Below are 26,588 nucleotides of genomic sequence, written 5' to 3'. Positions count from 1 at the left end.
GTGGCGCCTAAACGCCGAAAAGTCCCCGGCGCCTTTATGCCGAAAACGGTTTGGCTCCTTAGCGGCGAAAGTTCACAGGAGGGGCAATGATCTTATCGCTTGCGACCATGGCACACCACATGATTCTCCCGCGCAGAGGAGGCGGCAGCCCGCGGTCATACATTTGTTGGTATCGCAGTTCCCATCGGCTGAGGTGCGACCGCCTAGGAATCGGACGTCAACTTAGCGCCGCGGCGCTCCCGACTATGAGTCACAGTATGCTATTTCTTCAAATGCTTTGAAATCCTTGCCAACAGCGGGCGCGCCGGACGAGCCGTAGCTTAGCGCGGTGACCCTGCTACTGGCCTGAGACAGGGAAAAAGACCTCGGAAGCTCGCGGAAAAGGACACCATACGAAGCTGATCCAGCCGCGAACAAACACGGCAAGCGCGCACGCGGAGTTGACACCGCATTCCGATGCAACAGCCCATTGAGGACGTTTCCCGTCAGCGGACTATCAGGCTAGCCGCACTACGCCGGATCATCATGGACCGCCCACCGCATCGCCCGAAAGCGATAGCGACATTGGATCGTTGCTTGCTGAACCAAGAACCCAATCACCTCAAGGAGAGTTGTCATGCACGACTATACGGCTTGCATCGAGGCATGTAACGACTGTGCAGACGCGTGCGATCGATGCGCCGCCGCATGCCTTAGCGAAGGCAGCGCCAGTGAAATGGCCAGTTGCATTGCGCTAGACATTGACTGTGCGGCTATCTGCCGTCTTGGTGCCTCGATGATGTCGCGCTCGAGCGAGCTGAGTCATGAGTGTTGCGAGCTATGCGCCAAGGCTTGCGACGCATGCGCCGCCGAATGCGAAAGACACGAAGCGGCCCATTGCCAGCAGTGCGCACAGGCATGCCGAGCGTGCGCCGAGGAATGCCGCAGTATGACGCGCTGAGGGCGCCTGCTCCGAGGGCTTAACGACCGAGCGCTTTGCCCCTCAGACGCGAGCGCCCGCTTGTCCATGCGGGAGCGACTGGCCCGTTCAACGTCGAGCCCCGGAACGATCGGCCATTCATAGCTATCTGTCCGTGCTTGCGGCCGCGTTGAGCGCGAGATCAAATGCAATCACCGCCCAGCCTCTTTGTTTACTGCCGGGCGAGTCGCTTCAATGCCGTTGGCCCTCGACCCGACTACAAGATCTGAGTCCGGCGGTCTGTTACGAATCGGTCTATGTCGATAGCCCCTTCTTGCTATGAACAGACTGCTCCTGCCCCTCACGGCGTTCAGAAATCGTGGCGTCGCAGGGCGCGCGTCGAATCTGCGATGGCCGCGAAGCACGCCAGATGCCCTAGGCATCGGCGGGAACAATGACCTCGCGCTTTCTCCGCGTTCTGCCATCGTTGGCGTGGTCTCGCTTGCGATCCAACAGCGAGAGTTCGGATTAAGGGTCCCTTTCCGCTCCGAGTCAGCGATGTTGGCATGTGAAATGCGCGAGGTGCAAGGCCTAAGAAATTGCGCCGATATCTTACCGATTTGGCTAACCGATTGGGCTACGCCACTTGACGGGTGCGGCGGAGAAACGCCGTTGCTTGCCATTCGGTCCAGGAGTGCTGATTAGCGTAGCACGTACATGCAGAAAGAAGTCGTGCTTTCCATCTACACGCAGCACTGCTTTACCTCGAGGACGCTGAGATGCAGCGCGATGACCATGACGTACAGGCCGCTTTCCTGGAATCGATAATCGGGGAGCAGAGGACGGTTTGGGTGTATTTAATCAACGGCGTAAAGCTCTCCGGCTACATTGAGTCTTTCGACGAGTACGCTCTCTCGATGAGGTCGGCTTTCGGGATGCAGGTGATCTATAAAAGCGGCGTCTCGACGGTCCGCGAGGCCCAGGAAGTCGCGCTACCAATGGATGATAGCCCTTCCCTTCGGACCGTCGAGCGGGGAGAGCGGCGACGGCTCAAGCCCTGACGTATCGTCATGTTCGACCAGGCGTTCATTTCTGGCCGACAACTGTGTAGCCAGACCTCGCGCGCAGGGAGCTGCGTTTGTCGCTTTGCGGGCGCTCAGCCATCTTGCTGGCGTTGCATCGTGCTCAGAATTTCCGGGGGCCGGCGAGCAAGCGAGGCGTGAGAGACCCCTGACAGTTTGCCGGGCCAAGTTTGAGGGTGCCAATCATGCAGATCAGCCAGCGATCGCGACTTTCTGAAGCCACGCCTGATTCTCGAGCGGGTGCCCCGTGACGACCATCGGCTGCCCGGAATGCGGGACGCTCGGCGAGGTGCCGCCGCTAACGTCGCGCATGATCGCCCGTTGCCGCGTCTGCCGCTATCCGCTCGCGCGCCGCAGCGGCCGAAGCATCGTCGCCGCGCTCGGCTGTGCCTCGGCGACGTTCGTCCTGCTGTTTCCCGCCAATCTCTCTACGCTCATGTCTGTGGAGATCCTTGGCAGCACGCGCTCGTCGCTGCTCGTCTCGGGCATCGTCGCAATGTGGCGCGAGGGATGGCTCGTTCTCGCATTGCTGCTCGGCGCGTTCGGCATTGTGCTGCCGTTCATCCGCTTTGGTACGCTGGTTATCGTACTCGGCGCCCTGTGTCTCGGCCGCCCCTCGCCGCGCATCGGTGCCCTGTTTCGCTGGTCGCTTTGGCTTGATGTTTGGGCGATGCCGGATGTCTACCTGGTCGGCTGCTTCATCGGCTACGCGCGCGTGGCGCAAAACCTCGATGCGTCCATCGGCGCTGGCGGCTACTGCTTCGTCGCGGCCGCGATTATTTCTATGGTCACGCGCGCGACCCTCGACCGGCGCACAGTTTGGCGCGCCATCGCACCCGATGGCGAGATACCCGACGATCAGCCGGTGCTCGCGTGCACGTCCTGCGATCGCATCGCGCCGCTCGACAGCGAAGGACAACGGTGCGCGCGGTGCGCTGCGCGGTTGCACGCCCGAACGCCCAACGCCGTGCAAAGCGCCGCCGCACTTTCTCTCGCGGCGCTCGTACTTACCGCCCCCGCAAATCTATTTCCCATGACATTTTCCGTGCAGATCGGCACGAACGTGTCGCACCGCATCGTCGACGGCGTGTACGAGCTCTTTCATGCTGGGTTATGGCCGTTAGGGTGTCTGATCGTCGTCACGAGCATCGTCATTCCGCTCGCGAAGCTGGCCGGCATGGCTTGGTTCATTGCTTCCATCCATTCGCGTTCCCGCAGGCACCTGCGAATGAAGACGCATGTGTTCCGATGGATCGACGAACTCGGGCGCTGGTCGAACGTCGATGTGTTCACGATCGCCGCGTTTCTGCCGCTTATCCGCTTCGGCAGTGTAGCGTCGACGCATGCGGCGCCGGGTGCGACGGCGTTCGCACTTGTTGTTTTCCTGACGATGCTCGCGTCCCGCGCCTTCGACCCGCGGCTAATCTGGGACGCGCGAGACAGGAGCCAGCCATGAGCGGCACGCGGCTGCGGCGCACATATGCGGCCGTGCGCCGCAGTGTATGGCCGGGTTGGATCTGGGCTGTGCCAATCGCGGCCATCGGCGTGGCCGGATGGCTCGGCATCCGTGCGCTCGTGCACGGCGGTGAAACGATCACGATCGTCTTCGACGACGCCTACGGCATGAAGGCCGGGGAAACCGACGTGACCCTCCATGGCGTTGTCGTCGGAGCGGTGTCGGGTGTGGCGCTCACTTCTGACGGCAAGCATGTCGATGTCGAGGCCAGCATCGATCGCACGAGAAAGGACGATCTGCGCAGCGGCACGAAGTTCTATTTGCGTGGCGCGGTACCGCAGCTGAGCGATCCGTCGTCGCTCAAGGCGCTCGTATCGGGACCGGAGATCGTCATGGAACCTGGCGCGGGCGCGCCGACGCGGAGTTTCGCGGGCGTGGACCGGCGTCCCGCGCTTGCGCCGAAGCATTCGCCGACGGTCAGCTATGCCGTCGGCTTCCCAGGGGCGGTCGGCGGTCTCAAGAGCGGCGCGGAGGTCGAGCTGCGCGGCTTTCGCGTCGGCACGGTCACGAGCGTGCGTCTGCGCTACGACGTGGCAACGGGCGCGCTCACCAGCCCCGTTCAGATTGCCCTCGATCCCGCGCAACTGGGCATCGCCGGCGCGCAGCCCGCGAACGGCGACTGGCGACCGGTGGTCGACGCCATGTTGCGGCGACTCATCCGCGATGGACTGCGTGCGCGTCTCGCGCAAGATCCGCCGCTCATCGGGGCCGCCAAGGTCAAGCTCGATTTCGTGCGCGGCGCGCCTGCCGCGACGCTTACAAGCGGCGACGGTGCGCCCGAGATTCCCGGCGTCGAATCGGCCGATATCGACGACATGACCTCGAAAGCCGGCCAGATCATTACCAAGCTGGATGCGCTGCCGATCAAGGAAACGGGTGATGCGGTTCGCAGCACCGCCGAGCGAGTCAATGCGCTCGTGAAGTCGCCACGCATACAGGACAGTGTGAATCACATCGATCGAGCGGTGACACAGATCGACCGCACGATTGCGCAAGTGTCGCCGAAGATCGCGCCACTCATCGCGCAACTGCGCGAGACGGCCAGCGCCGCCGACGAGGCCGCCACCGCCGCGAGTCACATGCTCGACAGCAACTCGACGAACCAAAACGACGTCTCGGGCGCGCTGCGCGAACTGACGGATGCCGCGCGTTCCATCCGAACACTGGCCGACTATCTGGATCGTCATCCCGAAGCCTTGATTCGCGGCAAACAGGAGGCGCGGCAATGAGAACGCCATCTTTGGCCACTTTGCTGACGGCTACGGTACTCGCTCTTCCGTTTCTTACTGGATGCGCACATAGCCCGCCCACGCGCTATCTCGCGCTCAACAGCGTGCCCGCCGAGGCCTCGTCGAACGCGGTGGACGTCAGCATCGCGCCCATCCAGTTGACGGCGCTGCGCATTCCCGCTCAGTTAGACCGCCCGGAGCTCGTGACGCGGACCGCTCCGAATCGCTATGCGGTCTCGGAAACGGAACGCTGGGCTGCGCCGCTCGCGGAACTGATGTGGGACACGCTGGCGCGCGATCTGCAAACGAGGCTACCCGATGGCGCGATGATCTTTCCGGACACACCGGCACCCAAAGGAACGCGTGCGCTCGTCGTTACAGTGATTGATGTCGATGCTCCTGCGGAGGGTAAGGTGACGCTGCAGGCGGCATGGGCCGTGACGCAGCGCAGGTCGGATGCTGTTGAGACCTCCGGCCAGGCGACGCTGTACGCGCCAATAACGGGCAATGACGGCGCACGCAAAGCCGCCGCGCTGAGTCGCACGTTGGGCGCGCTGGCCGACCGGATTGTGTCCTCTCTGGTGCGACGCTAGGTTAGGACGACGCTGATTATGAGGCCCGAACGACCGGCACATATGACTGACGAATCGAAGCAATCACCTTTCCAATCACGACATACGCGCCCTGGCGGTAAGAATCTGCATCGGGCGTTTGCCGTTACCTTGTGGGCGAAAGCGGCTTTCGCGATTCCAGAACTGATCGCTGGCGCCGCAACCCTTTTCATGTCCCGGCATTCACTCGTCGCATTTGTCGTCCGGTTGACTCGTGACGAATTCGCCGACGATCCTCACGATCTCATTGCCGGCTTTCTTCTTCGCAGCGCCCACCATCTGTCAGTCGGAACACAGACTTTCGCGGCGGCATACCTTCTTGTACATGGCCTTATCAAGCTGTGGCTCGTAGCCGGGTTGTTGCGCAGAAAGCTCTGGTATTTCCCGGTCGCTCTGGCGATCTTCGTCTCGTTCATCGCTTTTCAGCTCTATCGATTCACGGTCAGTCACTCGGTGTGGCTGCTGGTCCTGTCGGCATTGGATATCGTCGTCATTACACTGACGTGGTTCGAATACCGGACGCTACGAACGGGTAACCAACGCAGCCGACTACACTGATCACGTTACGCAAGCGTGGTTTCACGTAGACGCGCTCTTTCTCGCGAACAATCGGTGCATTCACCAAGCGGCCGAGCCCTCGGCGAACCAAGGCGAGTAGTATGAAGCGCTGATGAACTAACGCGGGCGGACTCGCAACCGAACTCGGTTTATAGGGCCCTGCGTGAGTGCAGGGGACAGAGAAGCCGAAACGCACCAGGGCGCAGCGCACGCACAAACCGCCGCAATGGAGCCACGATAGCACGTAAGCCGTCAACCCGGCTCATTGCGGCGGCCATGCCTCGGGGCGCGCGCTAGCGCCATTTTCTAGGATCGGTTTTGAGTGGCTTGTCGGTGAGCGCGCGCCGAAACCCGGATACCGTGCTGGCGTTTAACGCTTGCAATGATCGGTTAAGATTTCGCCCGCTCGACCTTCTAGGAGTGGCTCCGCCGGAACGCGCGGCGGCAAGACGCAGGCCACCTGCGGAACCACCTAGGAGAGGACTTGACGTCCTCCCACGCATGTCGAGGGTCGAGCGCCACGACGAAGTGAGATCCTCGCCGCCGATCATCTTGCTGGAGCAGCGCACACGCAAGCTGCATAAGAGTGTCGAGCGCGGCACAGGGTTTGCGGCTCAGCATGCCCGTCTTCTGCCCAGATCGTCTATGATCACCGTGCCGAACATATACGTGCGGCTCACACGTTTTATGGCCCGCCGGCCGGGCGCAGGCGCCCGAAGCCGAGTATTGGACGACAGACAAGGCCCTGCGCGACACTTTGCGCCTTACCCCCTTCAGCCGCCTTTGTTCGGCTGCAGCCACCGACTTCTTGAATGCTCGATAATCAATCGACCAGCGCTGCGCTGGAGCAAACGCTTAGAAAAAGTGGCATTGATGCAATAGGCCATGCCGGCTGGGGGACACACTTCTGCCATTTCTACGAAACCAAGCAGGACCTCATCGACATGTTGGTCCCCTATTTCGAAGCGGGGCTACGCGATAACGAGAGCTGTCTGTGGGTCGCCTCCGATGCGATCGGGGTGGACGAGGCGGAGACGGCAATGATCGAGGCGCTGCCAGATTTCAAACAGCACCTGACGCGCGGACAGATCGCATTCAGGCCGGCATCTGACTGGTACTACCCAGACGGCTCTTTCCGCTCCGACTCGGTCCTCGCCGAGTGGGTCCGGCAGGAGCGCCAGTCGCGTGCGCGGGGCTTCGAAGGGCTGCGGGTGACGGGCGACACCTTTTGGTAGGAGCGTACCCGCTGGCACGACTTCGCCCAGTACGAGGCCCACCTCAACCGGACGTTGGGACAGTACCGCATCATTTGCGTCTGCTCCTACTGCATGGATCGGTGCACGGCTTCCGACGTGCTTGACGTATGCAACACGCACCAGTTCGCACTGACTCGGCGAAACGGCGTCTGGCAGCTGGTACAGAGTGATTCGCTCGCCGCGGCTCGCGCAGACCTAGCGCGTGCGAACGCAGAGCTTGAAGCTCGCGTCGATGCCCGCACGCACGACCTGGAGGTATTGCTTAGCGAACGCGACGAGTTCCTATCGATGCTTAGCCATGAGCTTCGCAATCCGCTCGCGCCGATCGAAAGTGCGATCGAGGTAATTCGCCGCTCGGTGCCCGAGCAAAGTCCGGCTGCGGCTGCAAGCCATATCGTCACGCGTCAGGTGCGTAACCTCTCGGTGATTCTCAGTGATCTGCTCGATGCAGATAGAACAGTGCGAGGCATGTTCGCGATCGACCCCGTGCCCGTCGAGCTCGCCGCAATCATCGAGGAAGCTGTCGATGCAATGCGCCCGGCGGTCGAGCATAACGGACAGACAGTGGTGACCGAGGGGCTGAACCGGTCGGCAACAATCCTTGGGGACCGCGTGCGCCTTAGTCAGGTGCTCATCAACCTGCTGAACAACGCGACAATCTATGCGCCGACGCACGGCCACGTCTATGTTTCGATGGCGGTGGCTGGAGAAGAAGTACGTGTCTGCGTCAGCGACGACGGCCCCGGCGTGCCCGAGGCCTTGCGTGATCGGGTGTTTGCGCTGTTTGTTCAGGGTCCGCGCGAACTCGACCGTTCGCAGGGAGGCTTCGGCATCGGGCTGGCTGTATCCCGCCAAATCGTCGAGAGGCACGGCGGGTCGCTCACGCTCGAAAGGGCCCGGAGCGGCTGCTGGTCGCGCTTCGTGGTGACGTTGCCGTGCGCGCCGCACGCCCTCGTGCGGCAGCCCGCGTCCGATCATGCACCTGCCTCGTCGCGAACCGAGAGCCAACGCATCCTGGTCGTTGATGACGAGCCAGACATCGTGTCAGCGTTGCTAACGCTGTTCGAAATGGAGGGGCACGAGGTGCGAGCTGCCTACGACGGCGAAGCGGCGCTGCAAGTCGCCGAAACGTTCCAGCCCCAAGTCGTTTTCGCTGACATAGGCATGCCGCGCATCGACGGCTACGAGTTGGCGCGTAGGTTGCGCGCTTTGCCCAAGACCGCCAACAGCATGTTAGTCGCCGTCACTGGCTATGGGACGAAGGCTGACCGGGAGCGTTCGCAGCAGGCCGGCTTCGACGTGCATCGTGTCAAACCGGTAGCCCCGAGTACGCTGCTGGGCCTGTTAGGTAGGACGTCCAGCAACAAAGGTGCACCCTAGCGTCTGGCCGCCCGACGCAAGTTCACACTCTGGACAAGCAGCGTGTCGCGGGCTGCAAAGGCCGCTTCCCACCTCGCATGAACTTATGCATTGCCAGTGCTGCGAAGTCCGGCACGCGCATACGTCAGAGTGCACTGTCGGCGAAGCAAACTGGGCTCGAACGACCGCAGCGCACAGCACGTTGAGGCGGCAATTCGCTCCGGTGCTCGCCAAAAGCAGCGAGCGTTCTACCGGGGGGCCGCTTGTTGCGTCGACTATCTACCCCGGTTGCGCGCGAGGGATGCAGCTGATGACGGCAAAAATGCCGCGGGTTTCAACGGGACGAATTGAGATCGTCACTACGCGACCATGATTAGGCTCAGGCGCTGCTTCGCGCCTAGCCAACGACCAGCTCCCGGACTTAATGGAGACGGATCGTCCCGGTGCCGCCTCTTACGCATGTTGTTTGTCCGGCATAGGCGGTTGCCGGTCATCGACGTCAGCCATGCCGTACTGGACCGCGTAACTTCGGGCCTCCAACACGCTTGCGAATTGACCGATCTCACCGCTCGCGCGCACGGCGCCCGTCGGATCCCGCACAATGACCATCGCCGTGAACAATCCCCCCGCTTCGTGGACCACGACCGGTGTCAACGCGAAACCCTTGTATAACACTTGAGGAGCGCTTTTCATTGCAACTCTTGCAGTTGCCGGTAGGCGATACCGCTATTCCGCCGGCCCGAGTAAGCTTTTATTAGCGACCTTTCTTTGCTACAGAACCGTTGTTGTATGAGGTCGGGGGTACGTGCCGCCGTGGTCGAAGTCATCCATCCGTGCCGCCCTTCGCCGACGGCAACGGTGCAGGGACGGCCACATAGCTACCGCTCAGCACAAGCCATTCGAGCGCCGTATGCCCGTCTTCTCCGGTGCAGGTTTTCGACCGTCGACCGCGTCGACCAATTTTCACCCAGAGTCGCACCGGTATCAAGAGTATCACAACGTGCTGTACCGCCCGCCTACCCGCTACGAGACTGTTCGGTCGGTCGCATGAAGCAACATGACGATGTCTACACGATTTGTTGAGGAGATGTAGGCTACGGCTCCGATGTCCGCACCAGGTTGGTAGCGCGGTATAGAACCGGTGCAGAATGCCACGTCGATTCCTCTCATGGCAGGCACACTAGGCTGAAAAGGTTCCAGTCGCCCCGCAGTACGAGGACGTCCGGCGCCTCGTCGGCGGACGTCGCGACTTTCTATGTAAGTGCATCGAGACTACTGCTGAGCTTTTGAGTCCGGTGGCTGCGACAACACGGTCGTCCATGAGGCGAAAGTTACAAGGAAAGCCCCGCGTTGTCTGGAAAGGTCGTCCGTTCAGGCGAATCACGGTCACAGAGCAAGCGCTTGTAAGCATGTGGCCAACTAGACGCGAGCAGCCGCTCCGGCGATTGCGGCGCGCTTTCAGCACGCACATGCCGCCTTGGGAAAGGTGTTGCGGAGCGACCGCACACATCGGCGGAATGAGCATTGCTGTGTCACGTTGTGACGTATCCAACGAGAGAGAGCCATGTCCAATACGAAAGCCCCTTCATACCCTTTTGCTTCCGGCGGATGGGGATCGCTCAAGGCCGTTGCAACCATCGTGACGCAAGAGAAAGTGCCGCTGAAAGATAGCGCGATTCTTCTCAAACAAAACAAGCCGGACGGTTTCATGTGCGTTAGTTGTTCGTGGGCAAAACCTGCGGATCCGCATGTCTTCGAGTTCTGTGAGAGTGGAGCGAAAGCGACCGCATGGGACACGACGGCCAAACGAATGACGCCGGCATTCTTCGAGCTTCACACAGTGAAGTCGCTTCTGAATTGGCACGACCACGACCTGGAAGAAGCCGGCCGCCTGACTGCGCCAATGCGCTACGACGCCGCAACCGACAAGTACGTCGAGGTCAGTTGGGAAGAGGCGTTCTCGGAAATCGCAAAAGAATTGAACGCGCTAGATCCAGAAAGCGTCGTGTTTTATACGTCAGGGCGAGCTTCGTTGGAGACCGCGTACATGTATCAGCTTTTCGCGCGCATGTATGGCTGTAACAACCTCCCGGATAGCTCCAACATGTGCCACGAGAGCACCAGCGTCGGCTTGAAAGAGGCCATCGGCGTCGGCGTTGGGACGATCACCTTGGAAGATTTCGGCAAAACCGATCTCATGTTCTTTTTCGGGCAGAACGTCGGGCAAAACAGCCCCCGGATGCTCCATCAGTTGCAACATGCGCGCAAGCGAGGTGTCCCTATCATCACGTTCAATCCGCTGCGTGAGCCCGGACTCGTGTCGTTCGCGAATCCTCAATCTCCTGTGGAGATGCTGACCCCGGCTCAAACGCAGATCAGCACTCAATATCACCAATTGAAGGCCGGCGGTGATACGGCGGCAATTCTCGGAATCTGCAAGGCCGTCATCGAAGCCGACGATCGCGCGAAAGCGGAAGGTATGCCAAGAGTACTGGACACTGCGTTTATCGAAGAACATACGACTGGCTTCGAGGAGTTCGCCGCGTGTGCGCGCGCCACCGAATGGACCGAGATTGAACGTTACTGTGGGCTGTCGCGCGCGTCACTGCTCGACGCAGCCAACGAGTACATGCGCGCGAAGGCTGTCATGGCGCACTATGGCATGGGGCTGACGCAGCATCGGCTTGGGGTACAGAACGTCCGAATGCTCGTCAACCTGCTCTTGCTGCGCGGGAACATCGGCAAGCCAGGGGCCGGCCCCTCGCCGATTCGTGGTCACTCGAACGTCCAAGGTCAGCGCACGGTGGGAATCACCGAAAAGCCTGAGCTTGCGCCGCTCGACCAACTTGCGAAGCAGTTCTCTTTTGAGCCGCCACGCAAGAAGGGGCTGAATACCGTTGAAGCGATGGAAGCCGCTGTAAAGGGCACTGTCAAAGCCGTTTTCAACCTTGGGGGCAATCTCGTGCGCTCCGTTCCCGACCGCATCCAGACGGAGCCCGCGTGGGCGCGGCTACGGTTGACCATCAATGTGGCGACGAAGCTTAATCGGAGCCATCTGGTTCATGGAGAGATTTCGTACATTCTTCCGTGCCTGAGTCGGATCGAATACCACCGCACGCCGCTTGGCGATCAAGCGGTGTCTATGGAAGACAGCACGGGTTGCATGCACGGTTCGCGCGGCGTCACTGAACCCGCCAGTGACAAGGCTCGCCCCGAGCAGTACATCGTTGCCCGAATTGCCAAGGCGACTCTCGGAGAGCGCGCGAAGGGCGACTGGGACGCATGGTGCAACGACTATTCGCTCGTTAGGGACGAGATTGCCAAAACGTATCCGGAGATTTTTTGGAACTTCAACGAGCGCATGTGGGAGCCCGGTGGCTTCCATAGACCCCTCCCGGCGTGCCACCGCGAATGGAAAACCAAGTCAGGGAAGGCAGAGTTTCTCACGCCGCAGTCGCTCGACGAGGATCCGGACATGCCCGAGAAGTTTCCCGACGCGCTGCGACTGATCACGCTGCGAAGTGATAGCCAATTTAACACGACTATCTATAACCTGGAGGATCGCTTTCGAGGAGTCAAAGGCAGTCGGATGGTCGTACTGATGAACAAAGCTGACATCGCCAAGCGAAACCTCCGTGAGGGGCAAAAAATCACGTTGCAGACGATCGCCGATGACGGAATCGATCGTCGTCTCGGGAGCCTCGAAGTCAAGGCGTACGAGATTCCGGAAGGCTGCATCGGGGGCTACTATCCCGAGTGCAACGTGCTCTTGCCACTGTGGCACTACGCTGACGATAGCAAAGTGCCGGCGGCTAAGTCGATCCCCGTGCGCGTCGTTTGACAAGCGGACGGCGCTGCGTCCAGCGCGCTGATGAGGGCCCGTCCGAACGGATGCAGTGCATCCTCACGGCGTCGCTAGCAAGAACGTCGTCGAGGGCTTCAGACAGAGTGCGAACGAACCGGGTGGACGTAATACAAGCGACCTTCTTGTTGGTGAGCGGGAAGATAGTCGCGGTGTACGAAACGCCAGCATCGACACGCGAGCTGTTCTCATATGCCCACCGACTGAGGTCGGGCCGCCCACCGGCTTCGACTCTGCGATGCGTGAGTCAAGCAGCGCCCCTGGCCCCGTAACAAAAGGCACGTGCTCCGGATAACAAAGGATGGCTGATGGAAGCAGCAACGGATCTAGCGCGCTCGCAGTTCGCATTCACGATCGGGCTTCACATTATTTTGGCCGCGTTCTCAATCGGCCTTGCCAATTACCTGATGGTCGTTGAAGCACTATGGCTCGCGACGGGCCGACAAGTGTACATCGACGTCTACAACTACTGGCTTAAGCCGTTCGCTTTGACGTTTGCCGTCGGCGCGGTGTCAGGCATCGTCATGGAGTATCAGTTCGGCACCAACTGGTCTCCTTTTGCCGCGCGCACGGGCTCTGTCATCGGGCCGATGATGATGTACGAAATCGTCGTCTCCTTCTTCCTCGAAAGCGGGTTCGTCGGCGTCATGCTGTTCGGCATGAAGAAAGTCGGCCCGAAACTGCACTTCGCGGCAACAACACTAGTCGCAATCGGCTCAATTCTGAGCGCGTTCTGGATTCTGTCCGCCAACTCGTGGATGCAGACCCCAGCGGGATACACGCTTGCGGCCGATGGCCGCTTCATGCCAGTCGATTGGTGGGCGATCGTCTTCAACCCCTCGTTCCCTTTCCGCCTTATCCATATGACTATCGCCGCGTTCCTCGCGACCGCGTTCTTTGTTGGCGGCGTCGGCGCCTGGCACCTTCTGAAGGATCACCGCAGCCACGGCGCACGCACGATGTTGTCTATGGCGCTGTGGATGGCATTGTTCGCCGGTCCTCTGCAACTATATGTTGGCGACAAGCACGGCGAAAACACACTGGAGCACCAGCCCCAAAAGCTGGCCGCAATCGAGGGGGACTGGGAAACGCGGCCACCCGGAAGCGGCGAACCGTTGAAGTTGTTCGCGATCCCCAATATGGATGAGCGCCGCAACCACTATGAAGTTTCGATACCGCGCGCCGCGTCGCTCTACTTACGGCACAATTTGACGGGCACCATACGTGGCCTGAAGGACTTTCCGCCGGACGACATTCCCCCGGTACCGATCGTGTTCTTCGCGTTCCGAGTGATGGTCGGCCTCGGTCTGCTGATGATTGGTGCGGGTATCGCGGGGCTCGTGGTCCGCTGGCGCGGGCGGTTGAACAGTGCAAGATGGTTACACCGCGCAATGGTCGCCATGACGCCTGCGGGTTTTATCGCCATGCTGGCCGGCTGGACTGTCACGGAGGTCGGCCGGCAGCCTTGGACTGTTTATGGCGTCATGCGTACCGCCCAGAGTTCCTCTCCGCAGATCGAATGGTCAGCCGTCGCCTGGTCTTTTGGGATCACGGCAGTAATCTATTTCGGGATGTTCGCAGCCGGACTTTACTTCCTGATCCGGCTGCTGCGCAGGCCGCCGCAAGAGGGCGAAAAGGGCCCCAATCCGTCTCTTGTGGACCGTTTCAGGCCGCGGGGAAAGTCGGCCGAGGCCGGTGGAGATAGCCAATGATCGACGCCGTCTTCATGACGAACTGGCTCTCGATCGCGGCCGCTGCGACGCTCGCCTTCGCCGTTCTGATGTACGTGTTGCTCGACGGTACCGACTTAGGCGTTGGCGTTTTACTAATAGCCGAGCGGGACCCCAAGCGCCGGGAGTTGATGGTGGACACGATCTTGCCCGTGTGGGACGGCAATGAAACGTGGATCGTCCTTGGCGGCGGCGGGCTCATCGCGATGTTCCCCATCGTTTATGGCGCGCTGCTCAGCGCCATGTATCCCGTGATTTTCTGCATGCTGTTTGCGCTTATTTTCCGTGGCGTCGCCATCGAGTTTCGGGGCGAAGCGGGACAAAACGCGAAGACGGGCTGGGAGTGGATCATGCTGGCCGGCTCGTTCGCCGCGGCGTTTTGTCAGGGCGTGCTGGTCGGCTCGCTCGTGCAAGGCATTCGCACGGAAGGCGGCACATATCATGGCGGCATTTGGGACTGGGTTTCGCCATTCACATTGTTTTGTGGCGTTGCGCTGGCGGGCGGCTATGCGTGGCTCGCGACATGCTGGCTCATGTGGCGCACGGAGGGCCGGCTGCAACAGCGCGCACGACGGGCAAGCATTGTCCTTGCAGCCACCACGGCACTGAGCACCGCGTGCGTGTCGATCTGGACGTTGCAGTTGAATGCAATGTATGCGAGCCACTGGGTGAACGAATTCGGTCGGGCGCCGCTGATCACTGCGATTGCTGTCTACGCCTTGCTGGGTGCTTGCTTCTTGCTTGTTGTCCTCGCAAAGCGCCCATTCTTGCCGCTGGTTATCGCGCTGGGCTGGTTCACGTTCTCGCTGTTATGCGTTTTCTTCACCATTTTTCCACTGGTGCTGCCTCCGTCCATCACGATCCAGGCAGGCAGCTCACCACCCCATACTCTAGCGTTTGTGCTAAGCGGGGCCTCCGTGCTGGTTCCGGCGATCTTGATATACAGCACCTTCGCGTTCTGGGTATTCCGCGGCAAGGTCTCATCCGCCAGCGGAGAGGGTCAGTAACCGAGCGTGCAGCGACCAGCGATTTAATCCGCCGGGGTAACCGCATCGTGTGCCGGCCGCGTCAACGCTTTGCTAAGGGACGACCTGCGTCTGATAAAACAATCCGCGATAGGAGAAAACGCCATGTTTGACGCGCTGCCACTTACTGCACTATTTGCCATCTTCGCAGGTGCGGCCGGAGCGGTGTGGGTCTCGGGGATAAAGCTGTCCAATACGACCGACATTCTGGCGACGAGGTTTGGCTTGGGCCAAGCCCTCGGCGGCGTCATCCTCCTGGCGATTGCGACGAACCTTCCCGAAATCGCCATTACTATAAGTGCGGCGGCTTCAAACAATATCGGCGTTGCCGTCGGTAATATTCTGGGCGGCATAGCAATACAGACGGTTGTACTCGTCATCCTGGACGCGTTTGGGATGCGGGAAAACGTTCCGCTTATGTACAAGGCCGCCAGCCTAACGCTCGTCATAGAAGGACTGTTGGTCGTCGCAGTCCTCATCGTCTCCATCATGGGCGCTCAGATGCCAGCATCATTGATTGCGGCGCGGCTAACTCCCGTTGCCGTCCTGATCGCCGTAATCTGGCTCGTAGGTGTCTGGCTCATTGGTGTCGCAAACCGCGGACTGCCCTGGCACGACACGACTGGAGACGCGCCGGATACGCAAGGCAAGCCGAAGGGGCATTCGCGATCCGAGACGAACGATGACGCGAGCCGACGCGGCGTGGGCACTGCCAAGACAGTCTTCGTTTTCGTCGCTGCGGCGGTCGTCACCCTTGTAGCCGGAGTGGTGCTCGAGCGCTGCGGCGACGCGATCGCAAAGCACATCGGGATGACGGGCGTTCTCTTCGGCGCGACCGTGCTCGCGGCAGCGACGTCGCTGCCGGAAGTATCTACCGGACTCGCGTCCGCGAAGGCAGGTGATTACCAGCTTGCGGTGAGCGACATCTTCGGTGGCAACGCGTTCTTGCCCGTCCTGTTCCTACTGGCGACCGTCGTATCGGGAAAGGCCGTCCTCCCCCAGGCGCAGAAAACGGACATATACCTTGCCGGGCTCGGCGTGCTGCTGACAAGCGTGTATCTGGCTGGGCTGATTTTTCGACCGAAGCGGAAAGTCCTGGGTATGGGCGTCGATTCCCTGACAGTGCTTGTCCTTTACCTCGTCGGTACCTGCGGCCTGATCGCCATTGCGTTATCTCATGAAGGCTAGGATGACCCGGTTCCTGGTCGCTTGTGGAGACCGACCGCTTTCTCGCGCTATTTCGCCGCCTCGCCGCTTGCTGCCATTGAGCAACAAACCCTAACGAAATGGCGTGACAACAGCCGACCCTCCCAACGGCTCGATTCTGTTATCCACATGACGAAGACCGACTATCTGGCTGTCACGCTGCTCATCATTGGGGGGCTCGTCCTGGGTTTGGACGGGCTATTGAAGGAAGACGTTCTTCAAACGGCGCTTTCCGCTGCGCCAGCAGTCAGCAACGGCCTAAAGATGATGATAGGGTTGGCTGCAGTCTACGCAGCAGTGTGCCTGGTCTTGCGGCACGCAGGAAAGCGAAATCAGTGAACCGGTCGCGTCGGAACAGGTGCCGGTTCGGTGTTGCGTCTGCGGGCTGGCTGGGGCCACGACGCGGTTGATCATATTCCCGGTGGCTCACGACGCCGTGATTTCTAGGCAAGCAATATTGGCTGCAACCGGGCCCCGTTGGCCCGGGATCAACAGGCGCGTCAACAATCCGAAGCGATAATGCGATCGGCCAAGGCGTCGAGGGTCTGCTCGATGACATCTGGTTGTTCTCCCAACGGTAGCGGTGCATTGCCCGGTCGCATGACTAACGCTGCAGCACATCCGGCAGCCTGCGCACCCATCGTGTCCCAGACGTGCGCCGCAATTAGCCGCAAGCGCGCGTTCTCGGTGCAGAGCCTTGCAGCGGCCTCGTGGTAGACCGACCGCGCCGGTTTGAATTGACCGATTTCATCGACAGAATAGGCGTCCTCGAAGTACTGACGGATGCCGGCTCGGCTTAGCGCTCTCTCGCTTGACTCCTTTGGGGAATTCGACAATGTCACCATTCTGAAGCCGGCGCGCGCGAGCTTTTCGAGCGCCGGAACTACGTCCGCATGCGGAGGCAATGCGTTGAGTGTCGTCGTGAATTCGTCGATGTCATCGCGCGACAATTCGACTTCTCGGGTCTGCGCGACCATCTTTAACACGGCGACGGCGAGGGTGCCGAAGTCGACATAGCGCCCGCTGAGCGTCAGCGCCTGCGAATAAAGGATTTGCTGATCAAACCATTGGCGCATGACGGCGCCAGCTCTGAGGGTACGAGCGAAGTAAGGCGTGAGCACCTCTATGTCCAAGAGCGTCTCGTTAACGTCGAATACGAGAATACGGTCACGCGTGTTACTTAGTGGCATAGCTATCTCCGAGGAAGTCTCGCATCATCGTTCAGCGCTGCACCGTGGGTAGTTACAGCCGGGGTCGCAACGTGAGGAAATGACAATCGCGACTCGGAGAAAGCAACCGCCGAACCAACTGCACAGTCGCTGGCCCATATATCCTGACTATCGGTGTTCGATCGAGCCCGTGCCCAGTGTCATTGCTCCGGACATAACTGGTACGGTCGGGCTATGTCGGAATAAAGCTGCGGCTGTTCACTGCGCAGGTTCCCGGGCACCCCTTAGCGCACGAGGCGTCAGAACAGTGGAGTAAAGAACCGACGCGTTAAATCGGGGCCAGCTTAAGCCGTGCTTAAGTCAGCACGACTAGCCTCTGGCTCTCCACGATTGCGCTGGCCGTGCAGCAATTAAGCGGTCGGCCGCAGGCTCTTTCGCACCGGCCGCGCAGCACCGCCCAACGTTCACCGGCTCGACCACTGCGCGGCAACCCCCCCCCGCCCATCGCTTCATGACGCCTCTACTTAAGTCGCTGGCCTTGCCCGGCAAGGCAGGTCAGATCTTCGCTCTATGCGCGATCAGTTCCGCACTAGCCGCCGCGCTGCTCTGCGCTCGGACGCCGAAATCGGCGGAAGATGTCCCCGTCTCGTACAAGGAAGACCGTGCGCCCTTAGCTGCATCGTCGCCTGTATCGCGCCAGCAACCTCAGCAGGACCAGACCGCAGCGACGCCAGAAAAGCCTTCGCACATCGTCGGTAGCGTCTCCGTCGAGAGTACCTTCGGTGACGCGGCACGACGTCTGGGCGTCGATCCGCAAACGACCGCGACGCTTGCGCGCGCGTTCGCGTATCAACTCGATCTTCGTCGAGATCTGCGCGCAGGCGACACGCTCAGCGTCGTGATGCCCCCGCCCGGCGATGCATCGGCGTCTGTGGAACCGTTGGCCGTCAGGCTGACGGCGAAGGGCGTCGCGCATGATCTCTTCCTGCACCGCTCGCTGGATGCCAAGCCCTTCTACCTGTCGCTCGATGGAAAGGATACCCGGCCCTCGTTCTCGCGATTTCCCTTGCAGTTCACGCGGGTGTCGTCCACATTCTCGGCTCACCGCCTTGACCCAGTCACCCATCGCTGGCAAAGCCACGATGGGGTGGATTTGGCCGCTCCCGTCGGCACGCCGGTACACGCCACGGCGCGCGGCGTGGTGAAGTTCATCGGATGGCAAAGAGGGTACGGAAAGGTCATCGTGCTGCAGAACCCGCGTTCATACTCGACCGTCTTTGCGCATCTCTCGCGCTTTGCAAAGGGCCTGCGACGGGGAAGCCGCATTAAACGCGGCGCGGTCATCGGGTACGTGGGCCGGACCGGATGGACGACGGGACCGCACCTTCACTATGAAGTCCATGTGCGCTCAGTGCCGAAAGATCCGCTCACGGTCGCACTGCCGACGCAAACGCGGCTGGCATCGCAGGACAAGTCGCGCTTCGAGACGAACGCCCGGGTTCTGCAACATGTCCTTGAAGGCGGCGACGATCGCGCTGGCGCCAGCTGACGCTCAGGTCGCACTGCCCTGCCCGGTGTTCTGATCGGGGGCGACATCGAGCAATCGCATGGTCTGCCCAGCGATGTCGACGAACGGCGGACCTGCTACGGCTCCGCCAAAGTGCGAGCCGCGACGCGGCCGGTCAATGGACACTGCAATTACCACGCGTGGATGCTTCGCAGGCACGATTCCCACGAACGAGGCCCGGTACTGGGCATGGTCGTAACCCTTCGCGGTCCACTTATAGGCCGTGCCGGTTTTGCCCGCGACGCTGTAACCGGGCACCGCTGCCTGCGGCGCCGTGCCGCCCTTGCTGACCACGCTTTGCATCATCGTGCGCATCTCGCGAGCTACTTGCTTTGAGAACACCCGTCGTCCCGTGTGGTCTCCAAGGTGCTTGTCCCGCACATAGATGGTAGCCGGCACGATACGGCCATCGTTCGCGAAGCTCGTGTAGGCCTGCGCAAGCTGCAGCAACGAAGCGGAGAGCCCGTAACCGTACGACATCGTTGCCTGCTCGATTCGTCGCCAGCTCTTATACGGCCGGACCCGCCCCGCAGCGGCGCCCGGCAGCCCCGAGCGAGGCCTCCTCCCGAGCCCGAGCGCCTGGAAATTGGCGTACATGTCGTGCGCCGGCATCAGCAGCGCGATCTTCGTCGTCCCCACGTTGCTCGACTTCTGGACGACGCCTGTCGTCGTCAACGTGCCGAAGTTCTTGTCGTCGTGAATCGTTCGACCATCGAGGCGCAGACGGCCGCCGTCGGTCGGCACGACCGTGTCCGGTGTAATGCGATGCTGTTGAAGCGCCAGTGCGATCGTCAGCGGCTTCACGACAGAACCCGGCTCGAAGATGTCGGTCACGGCGCGATTGCGCATCGCCATTCCGCTGCGCGCTGCGCGTTCGTTCGGATCGTAGCTGGGCCAGTTCGCCATCGCCAGGATTTCCCCGGTGTGAGCATCCATCACGATGGCTGAACCCGACCGCGCATCGGTGCGCTGAACCGCGGCCTTCAGTGCTTTAAACGCAGCGAACTGGACCGGGCGGCTGATGGACAGCCTCAGGTCCGCTCCGTTGTGCGGCGGTCTGGACGCGAGCGTCTCGATGATCTCGCCGTGCGCGTTACGTAAGACGCGACGCTGTCCATCCTCACCGCGCAATGTTTTGTCGGCGACGCGCTCCATACCCTCCTGACCGGTTCCGCCCGTTCCCGTGAAGCCGATTACCTGAGCGGCGATCTCGCCCTCAGGATAGGACCGCCGGAACTCGTCCTGGGCGAACAGACCGGGCACGCCGAGCCGAAGCACGCGCTCGGCGAGATCGACCGGCACTTCGCGCTTGAGATACGCGAAGCCTCGCTTTCCCGCATAGATACGCGTGACGTCGGCGGCGTCGAGATCGAGCAGGCGCGCAAGGGTGCTGGCTTGCTGCGGCGAGATGCGCGCGTTCTCATCGGATGCGTCGATGCAAAGGGAACGGACCGCGATGCTCGCCGCGAGTGGACGTCCGTTGCGATCGAGTATGCGGCCCCGCGAGGCCGGCAGCGGCAAATCGCGCACCTGCCGTATGTCGCCTTGCTTGCGGTAAAAGCCATCATCAACGCCCTGAACCCAGAAGGCACGAACCGTCAGTGCGGCGAACGCTATCGCGAAGGCGCCACCGACAGCGTGAGAGCGCCAGGTATGCTGCTGAGGAGCGTTGACGTTCGAGTGCGAGAAGCTGATGTATCTGCGTATTCGTCTCATGAGGACGATTATGCAGGAAGCGATTGACTTGCTGCAGTTGTAGCGCGTGCTTCGCACGAGCGTCGGTTCGCTATTCCCCCGTCGCCGCGCGGCCCGCAGCCTCTTGCGCTCTCGATAAACGCTTCGCCACGCGCTCGATCGACAAGCCCTGCGCGAAGACGGAAAAGAGCACGACCGCATAGGTGAGCATGACGATGGTTTCGCGAGCGTCACCCGAGGGCAGCGAGAGAGCCAGTGCAATCGAAATCGCACCTCGCAGACCGCCCCAGACCATGAGCGGCGCGGAGGCTGCTGGAAGGCGCAACAAGCGAGGCAATAGCGCCACCGGAACGCCGACCGTGAGCACGCGCGCAAGCAGCGTGAGGCCGACGGCGGCGAGGGCGGGCAGCAGACTCGATGGCGCCCGGATTGCCACGGCTTCCAGGCCGATAAGCGCGAAGAGCACTGCGTTGAGAATAGCGTCGATCAGTTCCCAGAAGGTATCGACGCTTTCGCGCGTTCGCTCGGACATGGCCTGCTGACGGCCCTGATTTCCCACGACGATCCCCGCGACGACCGTGGCGATCGGCCCCGAAACATGCAGCGAATCGGCCAGCGCATAGCCACCCGCGACTGCCGCCAGTGTCAGCATGACTTCGACCTTGTACCGGTCGATGCTGCGAAGCATCCAGAACAGGATAGCGCCTGTCGCGGCTCCCAGCACCAGACCGCCGCCCGCCTCGCGCAGAAAGAGCGTCGCCGCATCGGCAATGCTCGATGTGTCGCCGCTTGACGCCATCGACGAGAAAACGCTGAACAAGACAATGCCCACGCCGTCGTTGAACAAGGCTTCTCCCGCGACGGCGGTTTCCACAGACTCCGGCACTTTCGACCTTCTGAGCGCCCCGATAACGGCCACTGCGTCGGTCGGTGCGATGAGGGCCCCGAACGCCATGCAATAGGAAATTGACAGCGGCATGCCGCACCACTTGAGAATCCAGTACATCGCGGCGCCGACGACGCACGCCGACGCCACCGTGGACAAGATCGACAAAAATGCGACCTGCCACGCGTAGCGCCGCAAGACGTCGCCGTTGACGTCCAGCGCCCCGGCGAACAACAAGAAAGAGAGCATTCCCTGCAGAACGAGCTGACTGAAGGCGAACTGGTCCGCCCACGACAATGCGGCAGTGCGCAACTGCGGTGCGCCGAAGTTGGCCAATGAGATCAGCAGCAAAGACAAGCCTAAAGCGAGGCCTGCGATCCCGATTGTCATCGGTAATCGCACGAATCTGGTGTTCACATAGGCGAGCAACGCCGCGAGGACGACAACTCCGGTGACCGCGTTCAACATGGATGACGTATCTTCATTCTAGAATTCTCGTTCGCCCGCAGCATCCGGACCCGCTCCGGCTAATCAGCGACCGTGAGCCGGCTGTCTCAGCAGCCAACTACGCAACGTCCCCGCGTCCTGGAAATGAGCATGCGAGCCGGGTGCGCCGAGCAGCACGAACAGCGTCGGGCGTCCTCTTATCGCGGTGATGATAATGAGGCAATGCCCCGCCTCGTTCGTGAAGCCGGTCTTCTGGAGGAGAACTTTCCAGGAACGGCTATACACGAGCGGGTCTGTGTTGTGATAGATCAACGGTCCGTCGCCGCCGAGCACGAGCTTCTCGCGAGAAGTCGCGTATTCGCGGATTACTGGATAGCGATATGCGGCGCGCGCCAAACGAGCCAGGTCGCGCGCCGTCGACACATTGCGCGGCGACAGTCCCGTTGGGTCGACAAAATGACTATGCGTCATCCTCAGGCTCTGTGCCTTGCGGTTCATCGCCTTAACGAAGTGCGTTCGTCCGCCAGGAAAGTCGCGGCTCAGTGCGAAGGCCGCGCGATTCTCCGACGACATCAACGCAATGTGCAGCATGGTTCGGCGCAGCAGTAACGAACCGACCGGCAGGCGCGAGCTCGACCACTTGAGTCGATCGACGTCGGCATCCGTAATGCGGCTCGGCTTGATCAGTGAACGCTTCGAGTCGAGCACGATCATCGCCGTCATCAGCTTGGTCAGAGATGCGATAGGCATTCGCCTGTCAGCCTGCTTCGCATAGAGCGTGCGCTGGGTCTGTAAGTCCAGGACCACTCCGGCACGCGACATCACCTTGGGCTGGTGGAGACTCCGCCCCCTGATGAGTCGCTGATTGCGCTTTTTCTTGATGAAGTGGCTTTTGGCACCGCGATGTTTGGCGATGTGATGCGCTGCGTGTTTCGCCTGGACGACCGCCGGCATGAGGCTGACAAACAGTACCACGGCTAGCAGAATATGGAGCTTGATCATGAGGCGTTGTAACCGGACGAGCGCAGATCGGTCAAGTTTCATCTACCGCAAGGCGGTACGTTGAAAGTTGCACTTCCGCCCGCGCGTGCAGGCTCAGAGGAAGCGGTCGACGACAGACCCTTGTGACCATGAAAGAAGGCGAGCCTATGATCGCGCTGGCTGGCGTAGAGCGCATTGCTGCGTCTGCGACGCGAGCTCGCGTAGGGCCTGCTTGTCTTCTTCGAGGCTAAGCGCCAGTTCTGCCCGCTTGACGGCAAGATCAGAGTGCTTGACCACTGCCGCTGTGAAGGCAGGGTCGCTGCCGCGTCCAAGCAGACGGAGCGCCTTCTGCAAACGAACGCCGACCTCGATTATCCCCGCGCCGTCGCGTGCGATAGGCCCGAAGATGTCGTCGAACATATCATCGACGTCCAAATCAGGCGCGAACACCCGGCTGCATTCGGGAATCGGCGCTTCCCTCACTTTCGCTCGTCCCTTCCATAACGAAAGTACGCGCACAGCCCGGCCGATGACGTCGATCGCCGTCCCGGGATCGTTCACGGCCGGGGAAAGCGCACGCGAAGCGATCTCGGCAAGCACCGAGAGGCCGAACCTCGGGTCTTGCTCGAACGAACGTTGCGTCCCGATTGAAAACGCCGCTCTGAGCGACTCGGTAGCGGAGTCGTCAAGCCGTTCCGCGTATGCCAAAACAGAATGCTCGTCTACAAAACTGCCTGGCAAAACTTGCACATAGACAGCGCTTCCCGGTTTGTTGGAGAGCTTGCCGAGGGCGGGAACATCGATGTGCTGGATATAGCCGACCTCAGCGGAGCATAACGCGCGCGCGTGTACCGGCCGCCCCGCAGGAGGCAGCGCGTGCCCCCCGAGATACGGTTTTTTCATGCGCTCCTGCAGCGCGGCAATCGCCGCCGCCTCGACTCGATCAGTTGTCTCACTGAGTCGGCCCAGGTGCGCGAGATGATCGATCCAACGCAGCAGTGTATAGACGATCAACGCGATGACCAAGAGCGTCACTGCGAACATGACGACTCGCCCGTTCTTGCCGTAAAGACCGGTGCTAAGCGCAATGATGCCAACAAGGCTGAACAGGAATGAACCGATGAACGTTGCCAACGCATTCTGAGTGGTTCGATCTTCGAGGAGAAGCGGCGTCGCGCGAGGAGTAACGTTCGTCGTGGCGGACGCATAAGCTGACACCATGATGTTCAACGAGAACGTCGTGGCAGCGAGCATGCTCGATGCAAGGATTTCGAGGATGTTGTCGACCGCGTCGGCGCCGACTCGCGCGGACACTTCATCCGGTATGTACTGCTTGAGCACGAGACCTAGAAACGCTGTAGCGACGCCCAAGAGAGAGAAGAAGCTCGCGCGAAACCAAAGGCGTCTGGTGATGCGCCTCAGGACCCACTGCCACCGTTTGATTACCGCGAGATCCATCGAAACCCGTCCTCTGAGCGTGGTTGCGGGCTTGCGTACCGATGCCGTTCGACCTTAGACGCGGTGCCGGCGCGCAACGGAAAGGCTGTGCGCATGAACTCGCTTCCGTATTGACCGGCGCGGCGGACGCACTCGTCGCACTGAATTTTTGCTTTGGAGCGTCGATGCCACCGCGCTTGGCCGAATCGCTCTTGGCCGAACATTCTAACGTCCCTGTCTCGTCGCGGGACTGACGTTGCCGCGCAAGTACGGTCTGGTTCGCCGTCAGCGGCATCAAGGCTAGTACTTCTGCGATGTAGCCTGGCTACTAATGTCGATCGCAGTCTTGGCCATCGAGCGCGTGCGAAGTCCGGATCGTCCTGTTGGAACGACCTTCCTGGAGAAGATGCTGTTCGCAGAAAAATGCGCCTGCTCGCATTCCGTGCTCGATGACGCGTAACCCAGGGATAAACATTGCTCAGACCGCATACAGCCCAGTGCCGTAAAACCATACGAACTGCGGGAACTCCTGCTCTATCTAGCGGACTGACTGTAAGTGACAGTAACTGCACAGGAGAAAATTACCGATGCAATGGTTCAACCCTGTAAGATGGTTAGATTTCAAGGCCGTTTTTGGCATCCCGCCGATCGAATGGCTTTACGCCGCAGTCGCTTTCGTAGCAAGCTACTTCATTCTGTCTGGCGCGCTGCGCGTTTGCGTCGCTCGCCTCGGTGCGCTATCGGCGAGGACGTCAACTCATTTCGACGATATGATCGTAGACGTGCTCGACCGAACTCATCGATTAACGATCGTGATGGCCTCGCTCTTGATCGCGACGGAGTTCGTCGACCTGTCGTCCAAATGGGATAGTCGGATCAGCCACTTGTGGTTTCTCGTTGTCGGCTTTCAGCTCGCGCTCTGGGTTAATCACGGCGTCTCCGTCTGGACCGCTCGGCGGCTTGATAGCGCTGCCGTTACCGCTCATAACCCCGTCATTACGACGATGATGTCGTGGATGCTCCGGGCCCTTCTGTGGTCTGTTCTTCTCCTGGCTGTTCTGGCGAATATGGGTGTGAACATCACCGCATTCGTCGCCAGCCTGGGCGTCGGCGGTGTGGCCGTTGCACTGGCTGTTCAGAGCATCTTGAGCGATCTCTTTGCGTCCTTGGCGATCGGTCTCGACAAGCCGTTCGAGATCGGTGACTTCATCGTATTCAATGACGTCGCCGGAAGCATCGAGCATATCGGTCTCAAGACCACCCGCATTCGTAGTCTGAGCGGAGAGCAGATTGTCTGTAGCAACACGGAACTGCTCAAGAACACGATACACAACTACAAGCGAATGGCTGAGCGCCGCATCGTGTTTGGCTTCGGAGTGACCTACGACACCAAGCCCGAGCAGTTAAGACAAGTTCCGCAGATCGTGAAGACAGCCGTCGAGGCCGCCGGAACCACGCGGTTCGATCGGGCTCACTTCAAGCAGTTCGGCGAGAGTTCGCTGGACTTCGAAGTCGTCTATTACGTTACCGATGCCAGCTTCAACCTGTACATGGATATCCAGCAGCGAATTAACCTGGACCTTATGACGGCGTTGTCCGAGCGGGGCATGGAATTCGCGTTTCCCACACGAACTCTTTACGTCGTCGGGAACGGCGCAACTCAAGCTCAGCCGAGTACCCGAAACGAGACGACGCGGCCTCGCATCCGCGCTTTTGGAAGTCCTTCGGCGTCTCGCAATGGTTGACGCGGCTGAGTGAGCGTCGGTTGCCTCGGATTGCGCGTTCGTTTGCCAATGCGTCGGCCACAATCGCTCAGGTAGAAGACCGCCCGACCCGACCAGCCCGAGATCAAGGTCGCCGTCGCAAAATTCTGCACACGGCGTCCGCGGAAGTCCATTGTTCGACCGAAGCGGCCGTTCGAGTGACTCACGATAGGTTCACCGAACGGCGGAAACTGGCCGGGTTGAGGCGGAACTGCGCGCAATTCGCTCGCCGGACAGCCGTCATCGAACAACCGAAAGATGAGGCCTCGGGCATCCAAGTGGGACGATGACCTCGACCGGCGGCTCATCGC

At 60.8% G+C, this 26,588-nt stretch carries 20 protein-coding genes and 1 pseudogene; 15 read left to right on the top strand and 6 right to left on the bottom strand.

The features are described 5' to 3' along the window. The first annotated feature begins 616 nt into the window (after positions 1-616). The 8 genes and pseudogenes from NCR35_RS19595 to NCR35_RS19560 all read left to right on the top strand — a co-directional run bounded on the left by NCR35_RS19595 (position 617) and on the right by NCR35_RS19560 (position 8,530). Positions 617-940, top strand: a complete 324-nt coding sequence (locus NCR35_RS19595; protein ID WP_250535746.1) for a four-helix bundle copper-binding protein — start codon at positions 617-619, stop codon at positions 938-940. 737 nt (positions 941-1,677) lie between these two features. Continuing rightward, on the top strand, positions 1,678-1,959 hold the full coding sequence (locus NCR35_RS19590; RefSeq protein WP_250535745.1) for an RNA chaperone Hfq: 282 nt from the start codon (positions 1,678-1,680) through the stop codon (positions 1,957-1,959). A 331-nt stretch (positions 1,960-2,290) separates the two neighbouring features. After that, a complete protein-coding gene (locus NCR35_RS19585; RefSeq protein WP_284503155.1) occupies positions 2,291-3,436 on the top strand; it encodes a paraquat-inducible protein A in 1,146 nt (381 codons plus the stop codon). Further along, positions 3,433-4,725, top strand: a complete 1,293-nt coding sequence (locus NCR35_RS19580) for an MlaD family protein (protein WP_250535744.1) — start codon at positions 3,433-3,435, stop codon at positions 4,723-4,725. Before NCR35_RS19585 ends, NCR35_RS19580 begins: the two co-directional genes overlap by 4 nt. An 11-nt stretch (positions 4,726-4,736) precedes the next feature. After that, positions 4,737-5,318 carry a PqiC family protein gene (locus tag NCR35_RS19575; RefSeq protein ID WP_250535743.1) on the top strand — a complete coding sequence of 194 codons (582 nt, stop codon included), beginning with the start codon at positions 4,737-4,739 and terminating at the stop codon, positions 5,316-5,318. 42 nt (positions 5,319-5,360) lie between these two features. Then, the gene (locus tag NCR35_RS19570) at positions 5,361-5,894 is read left to right on the top strand and encodes a DUF2127 domain-containing protein (protein WP_250535742.1); all 534 of its coding nucleotides are present in this window, start codon (positions 5,361-5,363) and stop codon (positions 5,892-5,894) included. 812 nt (positions 5,895-6,706) lie between these two features. Beyond that, positions 6,707-7,591: pseudogene (locus NCR35_RS29895) on the top strand (MEDS domain-containing protein); the annotation flags it as partial. Positions 7,592-7,618: 27 nt separating this feature from the next. Continuing rightward, positions 7,619-8,530, top strand: a complete 912-nt coding sequence (locus tag NCR35_RS19560) for a hybrid sensor histidine kinase/response regulator (protein WP_350029219.1) — start codon at positions 7,619-7,621, stop codon at positions 8,528-8,530. Between the two features lie 432 nt (positions 8,531-8,962). Here the strand turns inward: NCR35_RS19560 and NCR35_RS19555 are convergent, their stop codons facing one another. Further along, a complete protein-coding gene (locus NCR35_RS19555; protein ID WP_250535741.1) occupies positions 8,963-9,202 on the bottom strand; it encodes a hypothetical protein in 240 nt (79 codons plus the stop codon). A gap of 871 nt (positions 9,203-10,073) precedes the next feature. On the opposite strand from NCR35_RS19555, the gene NCR35_RS19550 reads away from it, so the two are divergent. The 5 genes from NCR35_RS19550 (at position 10,074) to NCR35_RS19530 (ending at position 16,671) form a co-directional block, all read left to right on the top strand. Beyond that, positions 10,074-12,350 (top strand): FdhF/YdeP family oxidoreductase, encoded by a 2,277-nt coding sequence (locus tag NCR35_RS19550; RefSeq protein ID WP_250535740.1) that lies wholly within the window; start codon positions 10,074-10,076, stop codon positions 12,348-12,350. A gap of 329 nt (positions 12,351-12,679) precedes the next feature. Further along, complete coding sequence (locus tag NCR35_RS19545; protein ID WP_250535739.1) at positions 12,680-14,083, top strand: cytochrome ubiquinol oxidase subunit I; 1,404 nt, start codon at positions 12,680-12,682, stop codon at positions 14,081-14,083. Next, on the top strand, positions 14,080-15,108 hold the full coding sequence (gene cydB / locus NCR35_RS19540) for a cytochrome d ubiquinol oxidase subunit II (protein WP_250535738.1): 1,029 nt from the start codon (positions 14,080-14,082) through the stop codon (positions 15,106-15,108). The genes NCR35_RS19545 and cydB overlap by 4 nt, the downstream gene beginning before the upstream one ends. Positions 15,109-15,231: 123 nt before the next feature. Next, entirely contained in the window at positions 15,232-16,314 is a 1,083-nt protein-coding gene (locus NCR35_RS19535; protein ID WP_250535737.1) for a sodium:calcium antiporter, read from the top strand. A gap of 147 nt (positions 16,315-16,461) precedes the next feature. After that, positions 16,462-16,671: a DUF378 domain-containing protein gene (locus NCR35_RS19530; protein WP_250535736.1), complete on the top strand. Its 210-nt coding sequence runs from the start codon at positions 16,462-16,464 to the stop codon at positions 16,669-16,671. A 161-nt stretch (positions 16,672-16,832) separates the two neighbouring features. Here the strand turns inward: NCR35_RS19530 and NCR35_RS19525 are convergent, their stop codons facing one another. Then, a complete protein-coding gene (locus tag NCR35_RS19525) occupies positions 16,833-17,522 on the bottom strand; it encodes a haloacid dehalogenase type II (protein WP_250535735.1) in 690 nt (229 codons plus the stop codon). A gap of 490 nt (positions 17,523-18,012) precedes the next feature. Between NCR35_RS19525 and NCR35_RS19520 the strand changes: the two genes are divergently transcribed. After that, on the top strand, positions 18,013-19,050 hold the full coding sequence (locus NCR35_RS19520; protein WP_250535734.1) for a M23 family metallopeptidase: 1,038 nt from the start codon (positions 18,013-18,015) through the stop codon (positions 19,048-19,050). 3 nt (positions 19,051-19,053) lie between these two features. On the opposite strand, the gene NCR35_RS19515 is transcribed toward NCR35_RS19520, so the two are convergent. From NCR35_RS19515 to NCR35_RS19500, 4 genes are all read right to left on the bottom strand, one after another. Beyond that, positions 19,054-20,784 (bottom strand): peptidoglycan D,D-transpeptidase FtsI family protein, encoded by a 1,731-nt coding sequence (locus tag NCR35_RS19515; protein ID WP_250535733.1) that lies wholly within the window; start codon positions 20,782-20,784, stop codon positions 19,054-19,056. Between the two features lie 70 nt (positions 20,785-20,854). Next, positions 20,855-22,117, bottom strand: a complete 1,263-nt coding sequence (locus NCR35_RS19510; RefSeq protein ID WP_284503148.1) for a cation:proton antiporter — start codon at positions 22,115-22,117, stop codon at positions 20,855-20,857. A 63-nt stretch (positions 22,118-22,180) separates the two neighbouring features. After that, on the bottom strand, positions 22,181-23,098 hold the full coding sequence (locus tag NCR35_RS19505; RefSeq protein WP_250535731.1) for a serine hydrolase: 918 nt from the start codon (positions 23,096-23,098) through the stop codon (positions 22,181-22,183). Positions 23,099-23,242: 144 nt separating this feature from the next. Further along, on the bottom strand, positions 23,243-24,535 hold the full coding sequence (locus NCR35_RS19500; protein WP_250535730.1) for a DUF2254 domain-containing protein: 1,293 nt from the start codon (positions 24,533-24,535) through the stop codon (positions 23,243-23,245). A 566-nt stretch (positions 24,536-25,101) separates the two neighbouring features. On the opposite strand from NCR35_RS19500, the gene NCR35_RS19495 reads away from it, so the two are divergent. Further along, positions 25,102-26,259, top strand: a complete 1,158-nt coding sequence (locus tag NCR35_RS19495; protein ID WP_250535729.1) for a mechanosensitive ion channel family protein — start codon at positions 25,102-25,104, stop codon at positions 26,257-26,259. Positions 26,260-26,588: the final 329 nt, after the last annotated feature.

Origin of the sequence: Caballeronia sp. AZ10_KS36, assembly GCF_023631105.1 — a bacterium.
In the GTDB taxonomy this organism is placed as follows: Bacteria; Pseudomonadota; Gammaproteobacteria; order Burkholderiales; family Burkholderiaceae; genus Caballeronia.
The sequence above is the reverse complement of the archived record's forward strand: the minus strand, read 5'-3'. Positions and strand labels throughout refer to the sequence as shown.

Bases quoted from the DNA above. Each gene is read 5' to 3' on its own strand.
- NCR35_RS19595 (WP_250535746.1), top strand. From the start codon at position 617: ATGCACGACTATACGGCTTGCATCGAGGCATGTAACGACTGTGCAGAC.
- NCR35_RS19590 (WP_250535745.1), top strand. From the start codon at position 1,678: ATGCAGCGCGATGACCATGACGTACAGGCCGCTTTCCTGGAATCGATA.
- NCR35_RS19585 (WP_284503155.1), top strand. From the start codon at position 2,291: ATGATCGCCCGTTGCCGCGTCTGCCGCTATCCGCTCGCGCGCCGCAGC.
- NCR35_RS19580 (WP_250535744.1), top strand. From the start codon at position 3,433: ATGAGCGGCACGCGGCTGCGGCGCACATATGCGGCCGTGCGCCGCAGT.
- NCR35_RS19570 (WP_250535742.1), top strand. From the start codon at position 5,361: ATGACTGACGAATCGAAGCAATCACCTTTCCAATCACGACATACGCGC.
- NCR35_RS19560 (WP_350029219.1), top strand. From the start codon at position 7,619: ATGTTCGCGATCGACCCCGTGCCCGTCGAGCTCGCCGCAATCATCGAG.
- NCR35_RS19555 (WP_250535741.1), bottom strand. From the start codon at position 9,202: ATGAAAAGCGCTCCTCAAGTGTTATACAAGGGTTTCGCGTTGACACCG.
- NCR35_RS19550 (WP_250535740.1), top strand. From the start codon at position 10,074: ATGTCCAATACGAAAGCCCCTTCATACCCTTTTGCTTCCGGCGGATGG.
- NCR35_RS19545 (WP_250535739.1), top strand. From the start codon at position 12,680: ATGGAAGCAGCAACGGATCTAGCGCGCTCGCAGTTCGCATTCACGATC.
- cydB (WP_250535738.1), top strand. From the start codon at position 14,080: ATGATCGACGCCGTCTTCATGACGAACTGGCTCTCGATCGCGGCCGCT.
- NCR35_RS19535 (WP_250535737.1), top strand. From the start codon at position 15,232: ATGTTTGACGCGCTGCCACTTACTGCACTATTTGCCATCTTCGCAGGT.
- NCR35_RS19530 (WP_250535736.1), top strand. From the start codon at position 16,462: ATGACGAAGACCGACTATCTGGCTGTCACGCTGCTCATCATTGGGGGG.
- NCR35_RS19525 (WP_250535735.1), bottom strand. From the start codon at position 17,522: ATGCCACTAAGTAACACGCGTGACCGTATTCTCGTATTCGACGTTAAC.
- NCR35_RS19520 (WP_250535734.1), top strand. From the start codon at position 18,013: ATGACGCCTCTACTTAAGTCGCTGGCCTTGCCCGGCAAGGCAGGTCAG.
- NCR35_RS19515 (WP_250535733.1), bottom strand. From the start codon at position 20,784: ATGAGACGAATACGCAGATACATCAGCTTCTCGCACTCGAACGTCAAC.
- NCR35_RS19510 (WP_284503148.1), bottom strand. From the start codon at position 22,117: ATGTTGAACGCGGTCACCGGAGTTGTCGTCCTCGCGGCGTTGCTCGCC.
- NCR35_RS19505 (WP_250535731.1), bottom strand. From the start codon at position 23,098: ATGATCAAGCTCCATATTCTGCTAGCCGTGGTACTGTTTGTCAGCCTC.
- NCR35_RS19500 (WP_250535730.1), bottom strand. From the start codon at position 24,535: ATGGATCTCGCGGTAATCAAACGGTGGCAGTGGGTCCTGAGGCGCATC.
- NCR35_RS19495 (WP_250535729.1), top strand. From the start codon at position 25,102: ATGCAATGGTTCAACCCTGTAAGATGGTTAGATTTCAAGGCCGTTTTT.